This is a genomic window from Sinomonas sp. P10A9 (assembly GCF_041022165.1).
GTDB lineage: Bacteria > Actinomycetota > Actinomycetes > Actinomycetales > Micrococcaceae > Sinomonas > Sinomonas puerhi.
Map to the genome: position 1 here is coordinate 2,182,731 of NZ_CP163302.1, position 18,783 is coordinate 2,201,513.

Here is an 18,783-nt window from a genome sequence, read left to right on the forward strand (position 1 = left end):
GCTCGTACGCCGGTAGGGTGGAGACCATGATTGCCTCCCCCACGGTACGGATTGCCGACGGCGTGAGCATGCCCCAGCTCGGCTACGGGCTCTACAAGATTCCGGCCGAGGACGCCGAACAGCTTGCAGGCACGGCCCTCGCCGAGGGATACCGCAGCCTCGACACTGCGGCCATGTACGGGAACGAGGAAGGTGTCGGCTGCGCCATCCGGGCATCGTCGCTCGCGAGGAGCGAGGTCTTCGTCACGACGAAGGTGTGGAACACGGATCAGGGATTCGAGGCCACCCTCCGGGCGTTCGACCGGAGCCAGGCGGCGCTCGGGCTCGACGTCGTGGACCTCTACCTCATCCACTGGCCGGCGCCAGCGCGCGGCCTCTACATCGACACCTACCGCGCGCTCGAGAGGCTGCTTGCGGACGGGCGAGTCCGTGCGATCGGCGTGAGCAACTTCCAGCCCGAGCACCTGCGCCGGCTCGTGGACGCAACCGGCGTGATCCCTGCGGTCAACCAGATCGAGCTCCATCCGTGGCTCCAGCAACGCGAGCTCCGGGCTGTTCACGCCGAGCTCGGGATCGCCACCGAGGCGTGGTCGCCCCTCGCACGCGGGCGTGTGCTCGAAGACCCCGTGCTGCGCCGGATCGCGGCGGCCCACGGCGTCAGCACAGCGCAGGCCGTCATCCGGTGGCACCTCGACGAAGGCACGATCGTGATCCCCAAGGCCAGCAGCCCGGAGCGGATCTGCGAGAACGCGGACGTCTTCGGCTTCGAGCTCACACCCGCCGAGCGCGAGCAGATCGCGGGCCTCGACCGAGGCTTCCGCAGCGGATCGCACCCGGACACGGTGAACTGAGGGTGGCGCACACACCTCCGGCGCCCACGGTCCCAGGGGCATTCTTGTCCGAGCGGCTGGCCGAGCGCGAACACCGCACCACAGTCGAGGTGAGCGGCTCGTCCACTGCCGTGTTCACCTACGAACCGGTCGGAGCGGATCCCTCGCGTCCCACGACGACGATCCTCGCCGTGCACGGGTTCCGCGGCACCCACCACGGCCTGCTGCGCATCGTGGACGAGCTTCCCCGCGTACGCTTCATCATGCCCGACCTGCCCGGCTTCGGTGCCTCAGGCATGTTCGCCCCCGGGGAGCACAGCATCGCGGAGTATGGCGACTGGCTCGGTGCCCTCGCGGACGTCCTCGGCCTCGGACCGGAGACCGTGCTCCTCGGCCACTCGTTCGGCTCGATCGTAGTCTCGCACTTCCTCGCGGCCCATCCGGATCGGTTCACGCGCCTCGTGCTCGTCAACCCCATCTCTGCCCCGGCGCTCGAGGGACCGCAGGCCATTCTGAGCCGCCTTGCCGAGTTCTACTATTGGAGCGCTGCGAGGCTCCCGGCGAGCGTCGGCACGGCACTCCTGCGAAGCCGCGCCGTCGTGCGCCTCATGAGCGAGGCCATGGCCAAGACGCGGAACACGCAGCTGCGGGCCTTCATCCACGCGCAGCATCAGGAGCACTTCAGCGAGTTCGCGACGCGGGAGTCGCTGCTCGAATCGTTCCGCGCCTCGATCTCGCACCACGCGGCCGAGGTGGCCGAGCAGCTGGACCTGCCGGTGCTGCTCATCGCGGGAGAGCGGGACGAGGTCGCAGCGCTTCCGCACGTCCGCCGGCTCCACGCTCGGCTTGCGGACTCCCGGCTTACCGTGATTCCCGGCGTCGGGCACCTCATCCACTACGAGACCCCCGGCCCCGCCGCCGCCGCCATTGCCGAGTTCATCCAGGAGGCCCCCGCGTGAGGATCCTCATCGACGCCCGCTTCACCCGGACCGACCAGCATGACGGAATCAGCCGCTTCGGCGCGAGCCTCATCGAGGCGGTGGCGCGCCGCGCGGAGGTCGCCATGCTCATCAGCGACGACCGGCAGCTCGCGCTGCTCCCCGACGTCCCCCACGTCAAGGTCACCAGCCCCCTGTCCCCCGCCGAACTGTTCATTGCCCGCCAAGTGAACCGCCTCAAGCCGGACGTCGTCTTCTGCCCCATGCAGACCATGGGCTCGTGGGGCCGCCAATACCCGCTGATCCTGACGCTGCACGATCTCATCTACTACGAGCACCCCGAGCCTCCGGGCTTCCTGCCGGCACCGGTCCGCGCGCTGTGGCGGCTCTACCACAAGGCCTACTGGCCGCAGCGGGTCCTGCTGAACCGGGCCGACGTCGTTGCGACGGTCAGCCACACGACGCGGTGGCTCATGTCCGAGAAGCGGCTCACGAGGCGGCCCGTGCGGATCGTCGGCAATGCGCCCCAGAGGAGCAGCGAGCCGCGTCCCCTCGACGGCGGCGCAGAGAAGACGCTGCTGTACATGGGATCGTTCATGCCGTACAAGAACGTCGAGACGGTCATCGCCGGCATGGCCGAGCTGCCCGACTATGAGCTCCACCTCCTCTCGCGCATCGCGACGGCCCGCCGCGACGAACTCGAGGCGCTGGTCCCACTCGGCGCTCGCGTCGTGTTCCACGGCGGCGTGTCCGAGGAGGAGTACGACGCGCTCCTGAGGCGCACGACGGCGCTCGTGAGCCTCTCGCGATCAGAGGGCTACGGTCTTCCGCTCGTCGAGGCGATGAGCCTCGGCACGCCCGTGATCGCAAGCGACATCCCGATCTTCCGCGAGGTGGGCGGCGACGGAGCCACCTATGTCGATCCGGACGTCCCGGAAGACTTCGCGTCCGCTGTGCGCGCGCTTGAGGCGCCCGGCGCCTGGCAGCGGGCCTCTACGGCTGCACGCGCCCAGGCCGCGACCTTCAGCTGGGACGCCTCCGCGGATGCTCTGCTCACCGCCGCCGAGGAAGCGATCGAGGAGTTCGCGCGACGGCGCCGGGGCTAGGGCGGGGCCTAGAGGACGTCTCCACCAGTCGGGGTGCGGTCGATCGCCCACACAGTGTCGGCACTTCCCTGAGCCCTCGACCTGTGGGACGGCGCGGATGAGCCTGGCGGCATACGGAGGTGCGGTGGGCTCTAGGGGACCAACTGCGTGAGGAGACGTTCGGCATAGACCTCGGCGAGGACCGCGAGGAAGAAGCCGATGCCGGGGACGGCGAGTGCCGCCAGCGCGTGGCTTCCCGCCTCGGAGCTGCGGGGCATCAGCGGTGCATCGCGCACCGCGGCGTAGGTTGCCATGAGCCCCTGCAGGCGTTGGGATTCCGGGGGCGTGAGCTCGTCCATCCGCGGGCCGAAGCCGTCGATACGGTGCTGCAGGCGCTCAAGGGTGCGTTGCTTGTGGTGCCGGACAATCGCCCGAACGCTCGAGCGGACGCTGACGTAGGAGGCGATCGTCACGAGGTAGCCCGATAGCGTCATGGCGGCTACGAGTCCGACGAGGAAGGCTGCGGTGCCGGGGGCTACCAGGAGGATGACCGGCAGCATGTAGAACACCACCGCGCCTCCGCCCAGGACCGCCAGGGTGCCCCACGCATGCAGCATCCGGGGAATCCCCGGCGTGTCCGCAGGGCTCAGCCAGGAGAGCCGGTGGGAGTACCGTGCCTCGCTCCGGAGGAGCCGCGTGGTGGCGATGAACTGGAAGAACACAATCTCGCTGAACTCGTAGAGGACTGCGGCGGCCATGGCGGCACTTCCCACGTGGATGCTCGTCAGCCCGCGAGGATCAGCGATCATGCTCATGGCGAGGATCGGAGCGGCCAGGAGGATGCTGAGCGCGACCCTTACGGGCAGGCGCAGCCAGCGACGGGTGAGCCTGTTGAGACGGCGGACGTCTGCTTCCTGCTCGAGGGTTCGGCTCAGGGCGAGGAAGTCCTCCATGATCGGGGGCTGCCGCGGATGGGTTGCGGTGGAGATGACGTAGTCCGCAGTGAGGTAGAGGTCCACGATAGCCCAGCTCCAGAGCGGGGCGTCGGCCCAGGCCCCGGCAACGGTGGTGACGACGACCGGGATGAGCAGGCGGACAGCGGCGTCCAGGGCGCCGGCCGCCACCAGCCAGCGGGCGGTGAACGTCTCTGGGGGGTGGCGCAGGACGGCGTCGATCAGTCTCGGGAGGAGCGACGTATGGGCTACGGCGTGGATCGCCCGACCCAGGTCCGCGAGGCTGGCCTCGAGCCCGAGCTCACCCGGTGGCGCCGACGTGGTGGAGCCAGATCTGGTGTCGTTGTCGCTGGCCATGGCCCCAACCCCCATCTCGCTCCCCGCTGGTCCGATTGTGTGACCTTGGGACACCCGGTCGAAGGGTCGAACGTCCCTTCGCGGACGGCCGGGGCCAGCGACCGCATCCTTCTCGATGGCGGCCCGATCTCAGAGGAGATCCGGCGCGTCGACACGCAGCGTGACCGGACCAGTGGAACGACTAGCGGCGAGCGACACCCGGACACTGTGGAGACCGCGCGTCACGGCAGGACCCGAGGCGATCGGGAAGAACACGAGAGCCTGTGCCGGGTCCCCCGCGACAGGGCCGGCCACGCGGACGCCCGGGCGCTCCACCACCTCCTCCGCAGCGGCGAGGAACGCCTCGACGTCCGCGAACTCCCCCGTCACGCCGGCGATCCGGACGGCGGGCGGAAGGGAGAGCTCACGGCGCAGTGCGAGTTCGCGACTGGCAAAGCCCGCCGGATCCCACCGGACAAGTGCGGACAGCGCCTCGCTCTCGCCCGCCGTGATGACCACACGCCCGCCCTCCTGCGCGGGCCGCACGAGCGCGGCCGCGTTGAGCCAGCGGCGCAGCGCCTCCTCCGGGGCCCTCAGACTTTCTCGCCGCAGGAGCGCTTCGCCGTCGAGCAGGAGCGCCGCTGCGTAGCCCTGTGGGGCGACGGGCTCAGCACCCACGGTCGCGACCACGAGCGCCGGGGACGCCGGAACCTCGGACTTCACGGTATCCCCCGAGGACGTGACCACCACGGCGCCAGGGAACGCGCGGCCCAGTTCCTCGGCTGTCCGCAGCGCGCCGATGGCGCTGCGCCGCAAGGCCCTGCCGCCGCACACGCGGCACGAGAACGTCAGCTCAGGTGTACCGCACCAGCGGCACGCCACGAGGCGCGCCCTGCCCGAGGCCTGTTCGGCCAGCGGTCCCTGGCAATGCCGGCACCGGGCCGGCTCCCGGCACCGGTCGCACGCGAGCGAGGGGGCGTATCCCGCGCGCGCCACCTGGACAAGGACTGGTCCCGAGGCGAGGGCGTCCCGCGCAAGCTGCCACGCGGCGTGCGGCAGCCGGGCGACACGGGCCAGCGGATCCCGTGCGGACTCGATGCTGTCTGCCGTGCTCGTGACCCGTGGCAGGGCGGTACGCAGCACAGACCGCTCGGCGGCAATCCTCTGCAGCCAGCCCGATTCAGCGAGCCGCTCGGCCTCGACCGAGACCGAGTGCCCCGCAAGCAGCACCGCGCACCCCGTCTGCTCAGCCCTCAGGAGCAGCACCTCGCGCGCGTGGAAGTACGGGGCTCGGGGCTCGAGGTGCAGGTCATCGCCGTCGTCCCAGCAGACCACGAGGCCGAGGTTCTCGACGGGCGCGAAGACGGACCCGCGGGTGCCGACGGCCACGTGCGCCGCCCCAGTGAGCAGCTCGAGGAAGCCGCGCGACCGGGTGCTGGGTCCGTCCTCTGCCGAAAGCCGGACGATCCGTTCCCGGGGCAGCGCCGCCTCGAGTGCCGCGTGGACGCGCAGGAGGTCACGGCGGTCGGGTACGACGACGAGCGCGCCCCGCCCGGACGAGCTCGCTGCAGCGACGGCAGCAGCAATCGTGTGCGGCCAGGCCTCGATCCCGTAGCCGTGCACGGCCTGGAGGAGGGCCCGGGGGCTTCCCCCCGCGGCTAGGTGGCGCAGGTACGCCGCGCCGTTGCGCAACCGGTCCCAGCCTGCGGCCGGGTGTGCGGCGGCCGCGGCCGACGAAGGTTCCGCGCCCACCGAAGGCGCCCGGCCGTCGTCGTGCGTCTGCTCTGGCTGGGTCCCGGCCGCCTGAGCGCCGGAGGCGAGCGCCGCGAACTCCGCCTCGACCCGGGCTGCGCGCGGCGGGACCGCGAAGCGCAGGACGTCGCCAAGCGCGCCGGCCCACCGCTCGGCCACAGTGCCCGCGAGCTCGGCGATCTCGGGCGAGAGCACGGGCAGGGGCGAGAGGACAGCGCCCAGAGGCGCGAGGCGGACGCCCGCGTCGGAGGTGTCTCGGCGTTCGAGGAGGAACCCGACGTGCTCGCGCCCTGCCACCCGCACCTTGACGCGCACCCCCGGCAGCGCGGCGGCATCGAGCTCCTCGGTGACGAGGTAGTCGAAGCGCCGGTCCAGCTGCGGAAGCGGCGACTCGACGCACACGCGGGCCACGGGCCGGTTCGCGGCAGGCCGCGGGCCGGGTGGGGCCAGCTCGGCCAAGGGGAACCCGCTCAGCAGTGAGGGCTGAACGGGATCGGCGTGCGGCCGCCCTTCGGTCATGGCGTGCGCCTCGCGCGCGTCACGCGCCGAAGAAGTCCTTGAGCTGCTGGACCCGGTCGAGCCGCTCCCACGTGAAGTCGGGCTCCTCGCGGCCGAAGTGTCCGTGCGCGGCCGTCCTCGCGTAGATGGGGCGCTTGAGGTCGAGGGCTTCGATGATGGCCCGAGGCCGCAGGTCGAAGACCTCGTTGATCGCGGCGCTGATACGCAGGGGGTCCACGCTCTCGGTGCCGAACGTCTCGACGTAGATGCCGACGGGACGAGCCTGCCCGATCGCGTAGGCGACCTGGATCTCAGCGCGGCGGGCAAGGCCCGCGGCGACCACGTTCTTCGCGACCCAGCGCATCGCGTACGCGGCCGAGCGGTCCACCTTGGACGGGTCCTTCCCGGAGAAGGCACCACCCCCGTGCCGTGCGAACCCGCCGTAGGTGTCCACGATGATCTTGCGGCCCGTGAGGCCGGCATCGCCGACGGGACCGCCGATGATGAACGCGCCGGCGGGGTTGAGGATGTTCCGGACGTGACCGGTCTCGAGCTCGGCCATCGCGAGGACCGGCTTGACCACATGGTCCTCGAGGTCGGCGCGAAGGGTCGCGAGATCGGTTCCCTCGGCATGCTGGCTCGAGATGACGACCGTCTCGATGCTCACGGGACGATCGCCGTCGTACCCGATGGTGGCCTGGGTCTTGCCGTCCGGGCGCAAGTACGCAAGCTCGCCGCTCTTGCGGACCTCGGTGAGGCGCTCCGAGAGGCGGTGCGCGATCCAGATCGGCGTGGGCATGTACGTGGCGGTCTCGTCCGACGCGTAGCCGAACATGATGCCCTGATCGCCTGCGCCCTGCCGGTCGTACTCGTCCTCCATCGTGCCCTCGCGAGACTCGAGGGAGTTGAACACGCCGTCGAAGATGTCCGAGGACTGCTGCCCGATCGAGACCGACACGCCGCACCGCGCGCCGTCGAAGCCGTTCGCTGACGAGTCGTAGCCGATCCCGAGGATCGTATTGCGCACGATCTGGGGGATCTCGACGTAGGCGTCGGTCGTGACCTCGCCCGCAACGTGCACGAGCCCCGTCGTCGCCATCGTCTCCACCGCGACCTTGGAATCCGGGTCCGCGGCGATGAGCGCATCGAGGATCGAGTCGCTGATCTGGTCGCAGATCTTGTCCGGGTGCCCCTCCGTCACGGATTCGGACGTGAAGAGGCGCAGCGCATGCGCGCTGGAACGTGGTGCGTGGGTCACTGGTCTACTCTACTGGCTCTCTCTGCGGCCGATGGTCGGTACCGAGCGCCCGGGCAATGCGGCGCACGACGGCGCCGGCCACCTCGTCCTTGCTGCCCGCCGCGCGCTCTGGCTCGCTGCCATCCCGCGCGAGGATGAGCGCGGAGTTGTGGTCTTGCCCGAAGACACGCTCGGCACCGGACTCGTCGGCGCCTACCTCGTTCAGCACGAGCAGCTCGCAACCCTTCCGGGCGAGCTTGGCCAGGCCATACTCGAGCGCGGTCCCACCGCCGTCCCCGGTCTCGGCGGCGAAGCCGACGATGAGCTGGTCCGACGGCGTCCCGTCCGTGCCGGCGTTCCTGCGCTGGACGAGTTCAACGAGAATGTCCGGATTGCGCACGAGAGTGATGACGGGATCCGCCATGTCGTCGCGCTTCTTGATCTTGCTGGGCTGCAGCTCGGACGGCCGGAAGTCGGCAACGGCCGCGGCCATGACCACCACATCCGCGGCGGGCACGTGGGCAAGCATCGCGTCGCGCAGTTCGAGGGCAGAGTCCACGCGCACCACGTCGGCACCGTCCGGTGGGGCGACGTCGATGTGGGCCGCGACGAAGGTCACGTCCGCGCCAGCCGCGATGGCAGCCCTCGCAATCGCGGCACCCTGCTTGCCAGAGGATCGGTTGCCGAGGAAGCGCACCGGGTCGATGGGCTCGCGGGTCCCGCCCGCGGAAACGACCACGCGTCTGCCGGCGAGGGGGCGGGAGGCGGGTTCAGCGCCCAAATGCGGGGCGTCGTCGTGCGCTTCTGCGATCAGCGCGAGGGCCGCGGCGAAGATCTCCTCCGGCTCGGGCAGGCGCCCCGGGCCGCTGTCGGCGCCCGTGAGCCGGCCGACCGCGGGGTCGAGGACATGGACCCCGCGTTCGCGCAGGAGCGCGACATTGGACTGGGTGGCAGGATGGCGCCACATCTCGGTGTGCATGGCCGGTGCCATAAGCACCGGGCAGCGCGCCACGAGGAGCGTGTTGGTCAGAAGGTCATCGGCGTGGCCGCCTGCCGCGCGGGCCAGGAGATCGGCTGTTGCCGGGGCGACGACGATGAGCTCGGCCTCGTGGCCGAGGCGCACGTGGTTGACCGTCTCGACAGCCTCGAACACCTCGGTCCGCACCGGCCTGCCTGAGAGGGCTTCCCACGTAGCCTTGCCGACGAACTTGAGCGCCGACTCGGTAGGCACTGCGGTCACACTGTGCCCGGCCTCCGTGAAGAGGCGGAGCAGGAGTGCCGCCTTGTAGGCGGCGATGCCGCCGCCCACTCCCAGGACAATGCGCACGCGGCCGATCTCCTACTGGTTCTCGGACTCCGTGCCGGACTCTTCTTCGGCGGCCACCGGGGTCGCCACGAGGAGGCCCTCATTGATCTCGCGCAGGGCGATCGACAGCGGCTTCTCGTTCAGCTTCGTGTCGACGAGCGGGCCGACGTACTCGAAGAGGCCCTCATGCAGCTGGGCATAATAGGCGTTGATCTGGCGGGCGCGCTTGGCCCCGAAGATCACGAGGCCGTACTTCGAGTCAGACTTCGTCAGCAGATCGTCGATCGGCGGGTTGATGATGCCTTCGGGAGTCGAGGACACGGTGAATCTCCAATGCTCTTCGTGACGGGTTACCGGTGCGCTAGCGCGCCGCGGGGCGGGCATGCGGGGTAAGCCCCATGAGTGACACAAGTTCGTCTGCCGCGCGCTTCACGTCGTCGTTGACGACCGTGACATCGAATTCGGGCTCGGCAGCGAGCTCTATTTTAGCCGTTTCGAGGCGGCGCTGCTGTTCCTGGGCGGTTTCAGTGCCGCGACCGCGGAGCCGACGGACCATTTCGTCCCAGCTCGGGGGCGCCAGGAACACGAATCTGGCGTCCGGCATCGCAGCCTTGACCTGGCGTGCGCCCTGGAGGTCGATCTCGAGCAAGACGTGCCTGCCGGCCTCAATTGCCTCCTCGACCTTGTGGCGCAGGGTACCGTAGCGGTTCTGGCCGTGGACCACGGCCCACTCGAGGAAGGCGCCCTCCTCGATCAGGCGGTCGAAGTCCTCGCCGGTCCTGAAGAAGTAGTGGACCCCGTCCTTCTCGCCCTCGCGGGGCGCGCGGGTGGTCGCGGAGACCGAGAGCCAGACCTCGGGGTAGGTGTCGCGGATGTAGGTCGACACCGTGCCCTTGCCCACGGCGGTCGGTCCCGCGAGTACCGTCAACCCGCCGTGGCCACCGCGCCCACCGTGCCGGTCGGCCGTCTGGCCCTGTTCGTGCTCCACGCTTTCCCTTCGTCAAGGCCCGGTGCGCCGTACGGCCCCGGACATTGTTCAGCTTGCCAGAAAATCTACCAGCGCCCGCCGCTGGTGGACGCCGAGGCCCCGCAGCCGACGGCTCGGGGCGATCCCGAGGGACCCGAGGATCGCGAGGGCCCGCACGGGCCCCACACCGTGGACGCACTCGAGCATCTCGGTCACCTTGAGTCGGGCAAGGGCCTCATCCGCGTGGGCACGCGCGAGCAGGTCCTCGACGGTGAGATCGCCCGAACGCAGCGCTGCCTTCGCGCGAGATCGGATGCCGCGGGCCGCCATGGCCTTGCCGAGCGCCGCACGCCGCTCCTCGGGTGTCAGGGGTTCCAGGGCCACGTGCACTGCCTCCGCTCACCTCGGTGCTCACCTCACGCCCGGGCCGAGAGGTCACGCCGGGCTTGCCTCGAACCTAGACCCGCCGCCCGGCGCTTGGCAACGCGTCACGAGGCCACCACCGGCACACGAGCCAGACCGGCGGCCGGATGAGGACAAGCGGGATCAGGACACGGCGAGCGAATCAGCCAGCCAAGCCGGCGAGCGTCCGCTCCGCGCGTGCACGGACGCCGCCAGCGTCGGGACCGCCCGCGAGGATGTCCCTGCTCGATGTGCCCAGCACCTGGCCGTATGCCGCCCCGAACGTCTCCCGGAGCGCGGCCGGAGTCGCCCCCTGCGCACCAAGCCCCGGGGCGAGCAGCGGACCTCCCACCGCGGCGAGATCGAGCCCGAGGCGCTGGACGGCGTCGCCGACCGTCGCGCCGACCACGAGGCCCACGGATCCATGGCCCCGCTCAGCTCCGGCGTACCTGCGGTTCTCGGCGGCCGCCGCGTCGACGATCCTGCGCGCCACGGACGCGTCCCCGCCCACGTGCTGGACGGAGGCCCCCTCGGGATTGGAGGTGAGCGCGAGGACGAACACGCCCCGGCCCGTCTCGGCCGCCAGGTCGAGGGCGGGCCGGAGCGACTCGAACCCGAGGTACGGGCTCAGGGTCACGGCATCGGCAGCGAGGGGGGATTCCTCCCCCAGCCACGCCTGTGCGTAGGCGGCCATCGTCGAGCCGATATCGCCCCTCTTGGCGTCGGCGATGGTCAGCAGGTTCGCCTCTCGGGCAGCTGCGAGCAGCTCCTCGAGGACCGCGATCCCCGCGGACCCGTGGCGTTCGTAGAGCGCCACCTGCGGCTTGAGCGCGGCCGCGACGTCGGCGACCGCGGTCAGGACCGTCGCCGAGAAGCGGCGGAGGCCCTCGGCGTCGTCCGTGAGGCCCCACGAAGCGAGGAGCGACGGATGCGGATCAACGCCCACGCATAGCGGCCCGCGCTGGCCGACGGCGGCTGCGAGCCGCTCGCCGAACGGCGAGCGGCTGCCGACCACGGGGCCCGCATCAGGCATGCGCGGGCTCCTCGGAGGACTCTGTACCGTGGCCTTCGGCGCTCGTGTCCTCGACGCTCGCACGCAGTGCGGCCGCGTGCTCCTGAAGGCTCGTAACGCCCCACTCGAAGCTGCGCATCGCCTCGATCGCGAGGACGGCGAAGTTGAACTCGGCGACCGTCGTGATGCACGGCTTGCCGTTCGACGTCGCCGCGGCCCGGATCTCGTAGCCGTCCCCACGGGCAGTTCCGCCGGATGGCGTGTTGAAGACCATGTCGATCTTGCCGTCATTGATGAGGTCGACGATCGTGCCCTCACCCTCACGGGCCGCGGCCGGGCTCTGGGCCACCGCCGCGCCCGAGGCCTCCGTCACCTTGCGCACGACGGTTGCGTTGATGCCGTTGCGGTTCAGGACCGCGGCGGTGCCGCCCGTCGCGACGATCTCGAAGCCGAGGTCCGAGAGCTTCTTGACGGCCAGGATGATCGAGCGCTTGTCCCGGTTCGCCACCGAGACGAAGACGCGGCCGGACGTCGGCAGAGCGCTGTTGGCCGCGGCCTGGCTCTTGGCGAAGGCCGTGTCGAAGTGCTTGTCGATGCCCATGACCTCACCCGTGGACCGCATCTCGGGGCCGAGCAGGCTGTCCACGACCGTGCCCTCCGGCGTCCGGAAGCGGCTGAACGGGAGGACCGCCTCCTTCACGGCCACCGGCGCATTCGCGGGGACGTGCGTGCCATCACCCGTCTCGGGGAGCATGTGGTACGCGGTGCGGAGCTGCTTGACCGTCACGCCAGTGCCGATCAGCGCCGCCGCCTTGGCCAGCTGGACGCCCGTGGCCTTCGAGACGAACGGCACGGTGCGGGACGCGCGCGGGTTCGCCTCGAGGACGTAGAGGACGTCCGCGGCGAGTGCGAACTGGATGTTGATCAGACCGCGGACGCCCACGCCCTCCGCGATCGCCTCGGTCGCGGAACGGACCCGATCGGCCACGTCCGTGCCCAGCGTGAAGGGAGGAAGCACGCACGCCGAGTCGCCGGAGTGGATGCCCGCCTCCTCGATGTGCTCCATGATGCCGCCGAGGAACAAATCGGTGCCGTCGTAGAGGGCGTCCACGTCGATTTCGATCGCGTCCTCGAGGAAGCGGTCGATCAGCACGGGGTGGTCCGGGGTGATCTCGGTCGCGTTGTCGATGTAGCGGTGCAGGTTGGACTCGTCGTAGACGATCTCCATGCCGCGGCCGCCGAGCACGTACGACGGACGGACCAGGACGGGGTAGCCGATCTCGTCAGCGATGCGCTTTGCCTGTTCGAAGGACACTGCGGTGCCGTTCTTCGGCGAGACCAGTCCCGCGTCATCGAGCACCTTCGCGAAGGCGCCACGGTGCTCGGCAAGGTCGATCGCCTCCGGGGACGTGCCGAGGATCGGCACGCCGGCATCTTCGAGCTGCTGGGCGAGCTTGAGGGGCGTCTGGCCGCCGAGCTGGACGAACACGCCGATGACCCCGCCGGTCCGCTCCTCGGCCGCGACCACCTCGAGCACGTCCTCAAGGGTGAGGGGCTCGAAGTACAGGCGGGTCGAGATGTCGTAGTCCGTGGAGACGGTCTCCGGGTTGCAGTTGACCATCACGGTCTCGTAGCCGGCCTTGCGCAGGGCCATGGTCGCGTGGACGCACGAGTAGTCGAACTCGATGCCCTGGCCGATCCGGTTCGGACCTGATCCGAGGATGATGATCGAGGGCTTCCCATGCAGCGCAATTTCATCCTCCTCGTCATAAGAGGAGTAGTGGTACGGCGTGTAGGCCGCGAACTCGGCGGCGCACGTGTCCACGGTCTTGTACACGGGCCGGACTCCGAGGGCCTGCCGGACTCCTCGCACCACAGCCTCAGACGAATGCGTGAGGGCCCCGATCTGCTCGTCCGAGAAGCCGTGGCGCTTCGCGAGCCGGAGGATGTCCTCGGTCAGGGCCGGTGCAGCGTGGACCTCCGCCGCGACCTCGTTCAGGAGCACGAGCTGGTCCAGGAACCACGGATCGATCTTCGTCGCCTCATAGAGGTCCTCGACCGTGGCTCCGCCCAGGAGCGCCCGCTGCACCTGGGACAGTCGGTCCGTCGTCGGCCGCTTGGCCTTCTCGATCAGCCCGGCGACCTCGTAGTCCGGCACCGGCGAGAAGTCGAGCTGGGCGCCCTTCTGCTCGAGGGACCGCAGGGCCTTCTGGAGGGCCTCGGTGAAGTTGCGCCCGAGCGCCATGGCCTCGCCGACGCTCTTCATGGTCGTGGTCAGCGTCGGGTCCGCGGCAGGGAACTTCTCGAACGCGAAGCGCGGGACCTTGACCACGACGTAGTCCAGCGTCGGCTCGAAGCTCGCCGGAGTCTTCTGCGTGATGTCATTGGGGATCTCGTCGAGCGTGTAGCCGAGAGAGAGCTTCGTGGCGATCTTGGCGATTGCGAAGCCCGTGGCCTTCGAGGCGAGGGCCGAGGAACGGGAGACGCGCGGGTTCATCTCGATGACGACGACGCGGCCGGTGGTCGGCTCGACCGCGAACTGGATGTTGCAGCCGCCCGTGTCGACGCCGACCTCGCGGATGACGGCGATCGCGACGTCCCGCAGCTTCTGGTACTCGCGGTCGGTGAGCGTCAGAGCCGGGGCGACGGTGATGGAATCGCCCGTGTGGACGCCGACCGGGTCGAAGTTCTCGATCGAGCACACGACGACGACGTTGTCGTTCTTGTCGCGCATCATCTCGAGCTCGTACTCCTTCCAGCCGAGGATGCTCTCCTCGAGGAGCACCTCGGTGGTCGGGCTGTACTGGAGCCCCTGGCCGACGATCCGGTGCAGGTCCGCCTCGTTGTAGGCCAGACCCGAGCCGAGCCCTCCCATCGTGAAGGAAGGGCGGACCACGAGCGGGTAGCCGAGGTCACCGGCGGCCGTGAGCGCCTCATCCATCGTGTGGACGATGTGGCTGCGGGCACTCTCGGCCCCGCAGCGCGCAACGACGCCCTTGAACTTCTCGCGGTCCTCGCCGAGCTCGATCGCCTCGATATTCGCGCCGATGAGCTCGACGTCGTACTTCTCGAGCACGCCGTTCTTGTCCAGGGCGATCGCCGTGTTGAGCGCGGTCTGGCCGCCGAGGGTGGGGAGGATCGCGTCAGGGCGTTCCTTCGCGATGATCTTCTCGACCACGTCCGGCGTGATCGGCTCGACGTAGGTCGCGTCCGCGAACTCGGGATCGGTCATGATCGTCGCCGGGTTCGAGTTGACGAGGATGACCCGCAGGCCCTCCTCCTTGAGGACGCGGAGGGCCTGCGTGCCGGAGTAGTCGAACTCTGCGGCCTGACCGATGACGATCGGGCCCGAGCCGATGACCAGGACGCTCTTCAGGTCGGTACGCTTCGGCATTACTTCGCTTCCTGGGTCTTGGTGGTCTCCATCAGGTCGATGAAGCGGTCGAAGAGGTACGCGGCGTCGTGCGGCCCGGCCGCCGCCTCGGGGTGGTACTGGACGGAGAAGGCGGGGATGTCGAGGCAGGCGAGACCTTCGACGACCTGGTCGTTGAGGCTGATGTGGCTCACTTCGACGCGCCCGTAGCGCTCCTCGGGCGCGAGGGTGGCGCCCTCGAGCGGGGCATCGACCGCGAAGCCGTGGTTCTGGCTCGTGATCTCGACCTTGCCCGTGCGTCGGTCCATGACCGGCTGGTTGATGCCGCGGTGGCCGTAGCGGAGCTTGTAGGTGCCGAACCCGAGGGCGCGACCCAGGATCTGGTTGCCGAAGCAGATGCCGAAGTACGGCAGCTTCGTATCCAACACCGAGCGGAGCAGCCTCACCTGGGCATCCGCCGTCGCGGGATCGCCGGGACCGTTGGACATGAAGAATCCGTCGGGGCTGGCTGCCGTGACATCCTCGACCGTCGCCGTGGCGGGCAGTACGTGCACCCGTACCCCGCGCTCGGCGAACCGGTGCGGCGTCATGGCCTTGATGCCGAGGTCGATGGCCGCGATCGTGAACCGGGGCTCGCCCGTCCAGCCATGGTCGAAGGGCTCCACAGTGTAGGCCTCGTCGACGCTGACCTCCTCGGCGAGACGCGAGCCCTCCATTGGGGCACTCGCGAGCACGTCGTCGAGCAGTTCGCTGTCCGAACGCCGCGCCGCATCGCCGGAGAAGATCGCGGCACGCATGGTCTTGTGCTCGCGGAGGTGTCGGGTGATCGCGCGGGTGTCAACGCCCTGGATGCCCACGATGCCCTGGTCGACGAGTTCGTCGTCGAGGCTGCGCTCGCTGCGCCAGTTCGACGGGCGGCGTGCGGGATCACGCACCACATAACCGGCGACCCAGATGCGGCGCGACTCGGCGTCCTCGGAATTCACCCCCGTGTTGCCGATGTGTGGCGCCGTCTGCACGACGATCTGGCGCGCGTACGAGGGATCGGTGATCGTCTCCTGGTACCCGGTCATGCCGGTCGCGAAGACGACCTCACCGAGCGTCGAACCCACGGCGCCGTAGCTGCGCCCGCGGAACATCTTCCCGTCCTCGAGCACGAGGACTGCCGGCTGCGGGGCAGTCCCCTGCTGCGGGTTGGTCCGATCAATGGTGGCGTTCTCAGTCACTGCACACTCTTTCCCTGATCCGCGCCGCTGCCGGCCTCGGAACCCATCAAGTCTTCAATCGCTGCCACGAAGGCATTCTTCTCTTCTGCATAGCGGGGCCGGAAGCCCGTGTCCACGGCGGTCCCGCCGAGACGCCACGCAAGGACCACGAGTCCGTCCTTCTCGACGAACTTTCCCGCCATGCCGGATTCGAGCCGCACACCCTCGAGATCGTCACGCGGGATGAACACGTCGCGGGCGCCGGAGCGTTCGAACACCACGCCGGCGTCAGTCACGACCGCGTCGGCCCCCGTGCGGACACCCAGACCGTGGGCCGCCACCCTGTCGAGCCAGTCCCCAGCCGTCGTCGTGACAACGTACTGTCCGGCGCATCGGAAGCGTTCCGCGCCGGCGTCCGCGGGCGTCGGCTGCGGCGTGCCGATTCCCGACTGCCGCCGGATGCGCCGTCGCCAGCCCAGCCACATGAGTGCCAGGAGCACGAGCGCGAAGGCCAACATCTCAAGTCCAGGACCGAGCCGCTCCATCAGCGTCCCCCCGCGCGTTCGGCCACCGAGATGGGGTGCGGGGTGTTGAGGGCTCCGTCGAGCACCGTTGGGTGCCCCGCGTAGAACGTCGCGACGACGCGTCCTGGGAGCTCGCGGCCGCCGAACGGCGAGTTGCGCCCTTTCGTGGCCTGGACCGAGGGGTCAACGGTCCACCGCGCAGCGGGATCGACGAGCGTGATGTTCGCGGGCTCGCCTTCGGCGAGCGGGCGTCCCTGATCCGCAAGCCGGCCGATCGCCGCGGGAACCTCGGACAGGACGCGGGCCACGTCGCGCCAGCCCATCAGGCCGGTCTCGACCATGGCGAGCTGGACCACCGAGAGAGCCGTCTCGAGGCCCGTCATGCCCATCGCAGCCTGCACCCACTCGCACTCCTTGTGCTCGCTCGGGTGCGGCGCGTGGTCGGTGCCGACCACATCGATCGTGCCGTCGGCGAGAGCAGCGCGAAGGGCCTCGACGTCGCTGTGGGTCCGCAGCGGCGGGTTGACCTTGTAGACCGGATCGTAGGTGCGCACGAGCTCGTCCGTGAGCAGCAGGTGGTGCGGCGTGACCTCGGCGGTCACGCTGATCCCGCGGGCCTTCGCCCAGCGGATGATGTCCACCGAGCCGGCCGTCGAGACGTGGCACACATGCAGTCGGGACCCGACGTGCTGGGCCAGCAGCACGTCGCGGGCGATGATGCTTTCCTCCGCGACGGCGGGCCAGCCGGGCAGCCCGAGGATCGCCGAGACCGAGCCCTCGTTCATTTGCGCACCCGCCGTGAGCCGCGGTTCCTGCGCGTGCTGGGCCACGACGCCGTCGACGGCCTTGACGTACTCGAGGGCGCGCCGCATGAGGACGGGGTCGTGGACGCACATGCCGTCGTCCGAGAACATGCGCACCGCGGCGGCTGACTCCGCCATCGCGCCGAGCTCCGCGAGCCGCTCGCCCTTCAGGCCGACAGTCACGGCCCCCACGGGGCGGACGTCGACCCAACCGGCGCGGCGCCCGAGGTGCGCGACCTGCTCGACGACGCCTGCCGTGTCCGCTACCGGGCTCGAGTTGGCCATGGCATGGACGGCGGTGTAGCCGCCGAGGGCCGCGGCCCTTGAGCCGGTCTCGACCGTCTCGGCGTCCTCGCGGCCGGGCTCCCGCAGGTGCGTGTGCACGTCGACGAATCCCGGCAGCGCCACGAGGCCTTGCGCATCGACCACCGTTGCCCCTGCGGCGTCGAGAGCCGAACCAATCGCCGCGATCACACCGTCGGCGATGAGGAGGTCGGCGGCCGTCTCCCCGTAGAGCGAGGCGCCACGGATGAGGTAGCGGGTCGACGGCGTCATGAGGCTGTCTCCTTCAGCTGGAGTGCGGCTGCGGGCTCGCCCGCGAGGCCGCCGGACATGAGAAGGTAGAGCACGGCCATCCGGACGGACACGCCGTTGGCGACCTGCTTGAGCACCTGTGAGCGCTCGGAGTCCGCCGCTGCCGACGAGATCTCGAGGCCGCGCACCATGGGCCCGGGATGCATGATGATCGTGTCCTTGAGGCCGAGTTCGTCCAGTCGGCCGAACCTCTCATCGCCGAGGCCCCAACGGCGCGAATACTCACCCGTGGATGGGAAGTACGAGGCGTTCATGCGCTCTGCCTGGACGCGGAGCATCATGATCGCGTCCGGTCGCGACGCGATGGCCTCGTCGAGATCGTAGGAAACCGCGCAGGGCCACAGATCGACGCCGATCGGCAGGAGTGTGGGCGGGGCCACAAGCGTCACGTGGGCGCCGAGTGTCGTGAGGAGCCACACATCGGAACGGGCCACACGCGAGTGCAGGATGTCCCCGACGATGAGGACCTTCGCACCCGCCAGGTCCGCCCCGCCCGATGGGGTACCCGCGAGCTTCGACCAGTGCCGGCGGAGGGTGAACGCGTCCAGAAGCGCCTGGGTGGGGTGCTCGTGAGTGCCGTCGCCGGCGTTGACCACAGCGGCGCTGATCCAGTCCGTCGTCGCGAGACGGTGCGGCGCCCCGGAGGCCGGGTGGCGGATCACGACGGCGTCGGCGCCGATCGCCTCGAGGGTCTGGGCAGTGTCCTTGAGCGATTCGCCCTTGGAGACGGACGAGCCCTTGGCCGCGAAGTTGATCACGTCGGCGGAGAGACGCTTGGCCGCGGCCTCGAACGAGATCCGGGTCCGGGTCGAGTCCTCGAAGAAGAGGTTGACGACCGTACGGCCACGCAGTGCGGGGAGCTTCTTGACCTCGCGGGAGTTGACCGCATCCATCTCCTCGGCCGTATCGAGGACGCGGATCGCGTCCCCGCGGGAGAGGTCCCGGGTGGAGAGCAGGTGCTTCATGCG

Annotated in this window: 16 protein-coding genes; 3 read left to right on the plus strand and 13 right to left on the minus strand. The window is 69.9% G+C overall.

Going from position 1 to position 18,783, the window contains the following annotated elements; genetic code table 11:
• Nucleotides 1–26: 26 nt before the first annotated feature.
• The 3 genes from AB5L97_RS09935 to AB5L97_RS09945 are packed head-to-tail and all read left to right on the plus strand — an operon-like array spanning nucleotide 27 to nucleotide 2,874.
• Entirely contained in the window at nucleotides 27–851 is an 825-nt protein-coding gene (locus AB5L97_RS09935; RefSeq protein ID WP_369044594.1) for an aldo/keto reductase, read from the plus strand.
• A 44-nt stretch (nucleotides 852–895) separates the two neighbouring features.
• On the plus strand, nucleotides 896–1,789 hold the full coding sequence (locus AB5L97_RS09940; protein ID WP_369044595.1) for an alpha/beta fold hydrolase: 894 nt from the start codon (nucleotides 896–898) through the stop codon (nucleotides 1,787–1,789).
• Nucleotides 1,786–2,874, plus strand: coding sequence for a glycosyltransferase family 4 protein (locus AB5L97_RS09945; RefSeq protein ID WP_369044596.1), 1,089 nt, complete (start codon nucleotides 1,786–1,788; stop codon nucleotides 2,872–2,874). The genes AB5L97_RS09940 and AB5L97_RS09945 overlap by 4 nt, the downstream gene beginning before the upstream one ends.
• A gap of 131 nt (nucleotides 2,875–3,005) precedes the next feature.
• Here the strand turns inward: AB5L97_RS09945 and AB5L97_RS09950 are convergent, their stop codons facing one another.
• The 13 genes from AB5L97_RS09950 to AB5L97_RS10010 all read right to left on the minus strand — a co-directional run bounded on the left by AB5L97_RS09950 (nucleotide 3,006) and on the right by AB5L97_RS10010 (nucleotide 18,780).
• On the minus strand, nucleotides 3,006–4,163 hold the full coding sequence (locus tag AB5L97_RS09950) for a hypothetical protein (protein ID WP_369044597.1): 1,158 nt from the start codon (nucleotides 4,161–4,163) through the stop codon (nucleotides 3,006–3,008).
• Between the two features lie 129 nt (nucleotides 4,164–4,292).
• Nucleotides 4,293–6,413, minus strand: coding sequence for a primosomal protein N' (locus tag AB5L97_RS09955; RefSeq protein WP_369044598.1), 2,121 nt, complete (start codon nucleotides 6,411–6,413; stop codon nucleotides 4,293–4,295).
• Between the two features lie 19 nt (nucleotides 6,414–6,432).
• A complete protein-coding gene (metK, locus tag AB5L97_RS09960; RefSeq protein ID WP_369044599.1) occupies nucleotides 6,433–7,650 on the minus strand; it encodes a methionine adenosyltransferase in 1,218 nt (405 codons plus the stop codon).
• A 4-nt stretch (nucleotides 7,651–7,654) separates the two neighbouring features.
• Nucleotides 7,655–8,956: a bifunctional phosphopantothenoylcysteine decarboxylase/phosphopantothenate--cysteine ligase CoaBC gene (gene coaBC / locus AB5L97_RS09965; RefSeq protein ID WP_369044600.1), complete on the minus strand. Its 1,302-nt coding sequence runs from the start codon at nucleotides 8,954–8,956 to the stop codon at nucleotides 7,655–7,657.
• Nucleotides 8,957–8,968: 12 nt separating this feature from the next.
• Nucleotides 8,969–9,256, minus strand: coding sequence for a DNA-directed RNA polymerase subunit omega (gene rpoZ / locus AB5L97_RS09970; RefSeq protein WP_307958332.1), 288 nt, complete (start codon nucleotides 9,254–9,256; stop codon nucleotides 8,969–8,971).
• A gap of 40 nt (nucleotides 9,257–9,296) precedes the next feature.
• Nucleotides 9,297–9,923, minus strand: a complete 627-nt coding sequence (gmk, locus tag AB5L97_RS09975) for a guanylate kinase (RefSeq protein ID WP_307958333.1) — start codon at nucleotides 9,921–9,923, stop codon at nucleotides 9,297–9,299.
• Nucleotides 9,924–9,971: 48 nt separating this feature from the next.
• Nucleotides 9,972–10,286 carry an integration host factor, actinobacterial type gene (gene mihF, locus AB5L97_RS09980; protein WP_307958334.1) on the minus strand — a complete coding sequence of 105 codons (315 nt, stop codon included), beginning with the start codon at nucleotides 10,284–10,286 and terminating at the stop codon, nucleotides 9,972–9,974.
• Nucleotides 10,287–10,467: 181 nt separating this feature from the next.
• On the minus strand, nucleotides 10,468–11,337 hold the full coding sequence (gene pyrF, locus AB5L97_RS09985; RefSeq protein ID WP_369044601.1) for an orotidine-5'-phosphate decarboxylase: 870 nt from the start codon (nucleotides 11,335–11,337) through the stop codon (nucleotides 10,468–10,470).
• On the minus strand, nucleotides 11,330–14,710 hold the full coding sequence (gene carB, locus AB5L97_RS09990) for a carbamoyl-phosphate synthase large subunit (RefSeq protein WP_369044602.1): 3,381 nt from the start codon (nucleotides 14,708–14,710) through the stop codon (nucleotides 11,330–11,332). Before carB ends, pyrF begins: the two co-directional genes overlap by 8 nt.
• Nucleotides 14,710–15,915 carry a glutamine-hydrolyzing carbamoyl-phosphate synthase small subunit gene (gene carA / locus AB5L97_RS09995; RefSeq protein WP_369044603.1) on the minus strand — a complete coding sequence of 402 codons (1,206 nt, stop codon included), beginning with the start codon at nucleotides 15,913–15,915 and terminating at the stop codon, nucleotides 14,710–14,712. The genes carB and carA overlap by 1 nt, the downstream gene beginning before the upstream one ends.
• Nucleotides 15,912–16,412 carry a hypothetical protein gene (locus AB5L97_RS10000; RefSeq protein ID WP_369044604.1) on the minus strand — a complete coding sequence of 167 codons (501 nt, stop codon included), beginning with the start codon at nucleotides 16,410–16,412 and terminating at the stop codon, nucleotides 15,912–15,914. The genes carA and AB5L97_RS10000 overlap by 4 nt, the downstream gene beginning before the upstream one ends.
• Nucleotides 16,413–16,438: 26 nt before the next feature.
• Nucleotides 16,439–17,776, minus strand: a complete 1,338-nt coding sequence (locus tag AB5L97_RS10005; protein ID WP_307958339.1) for a dihydroorotase — start codon at nucleotides 17,774–17,776, stop codon at nucleotides 16,439–16,441.
• Nucleotides 17,773–18,780, minus strand: coding sequence for an aspartate carbamoyltransferase catalytic subunit (locus AB5L97_RS10010; RefSeq protein WP_369044605.1), 1,008 nt, complete (start codon nucleotides 18,778–18,780; stop codon nucleotides 17,773–17,775). Before AB5L97_RS10010 ends, AB5L97_RS10005 begins: the two co-directional genes overlap by 4 nt.
• Nucleotides 18,781–18,783 lie beyond the last annotated feature (3 nt).

Bases quoted from the DNA above. Each gene is read 5' to 3' on its own strand.
- AB5L97_RS10010 (WP_369044605.1), bottom strand. From the start codon at position 18,780: ATGAAGCACCTGCTCTCCACCCGGGACCTCTCCCGCGGGGACGCGATC.
- AB5L97_RS09950 (WP_369044597.1), bottom strand. From the start codon at position 4,163: ATGGCCAGCGACAACGACACCAGATCTGGCTCCACCACGTCGGCGCCA.
- AB5L97_RS10000 (WP_369044604.1), bottom strand. From the start codon at position 16,412: ATGTTGGCCTTCGCGCTCGTGCTCCTGGCACTCATGTGGCTGGGCTGG.
- AB5L97_RS09955 (WP_369044598.1), bottom strand. From the start codon at position 6,413: ATGACCGAAGGGCGGCCGCACGCCGATCCCGTTCAGCCCTCACTGCTG.
- AB5L97_RS09935 (WP_369044594.1), top strand. From the start codon at position 27: ATGATTGCCTCCCCCACGGTACGGATTGCCGACGGCGTGAGCATGCCC.
- pyrF (WP_369044601.1), bottom strand. From the start codon at position 11,337: ATGCCTGATGCGGGCCCCGTGGTCGGCAGCCGCTCGCCGTTCGGCGAG.
- carB (WP_369044602.1), bottom strand. From the start codon at position 14,710: ATGCCGAAGCGTACCGACCTGAAGAGCGTCCTGGTCATCGGCTCGGGC.
- AB5L97_RS10005 (WP_307958339.1), bottom strand. From the start codon at position 17,776: ATGACGCCGTCGACCCGCTACCTCATCCGTGGCGCCTCGCTCTACGGG.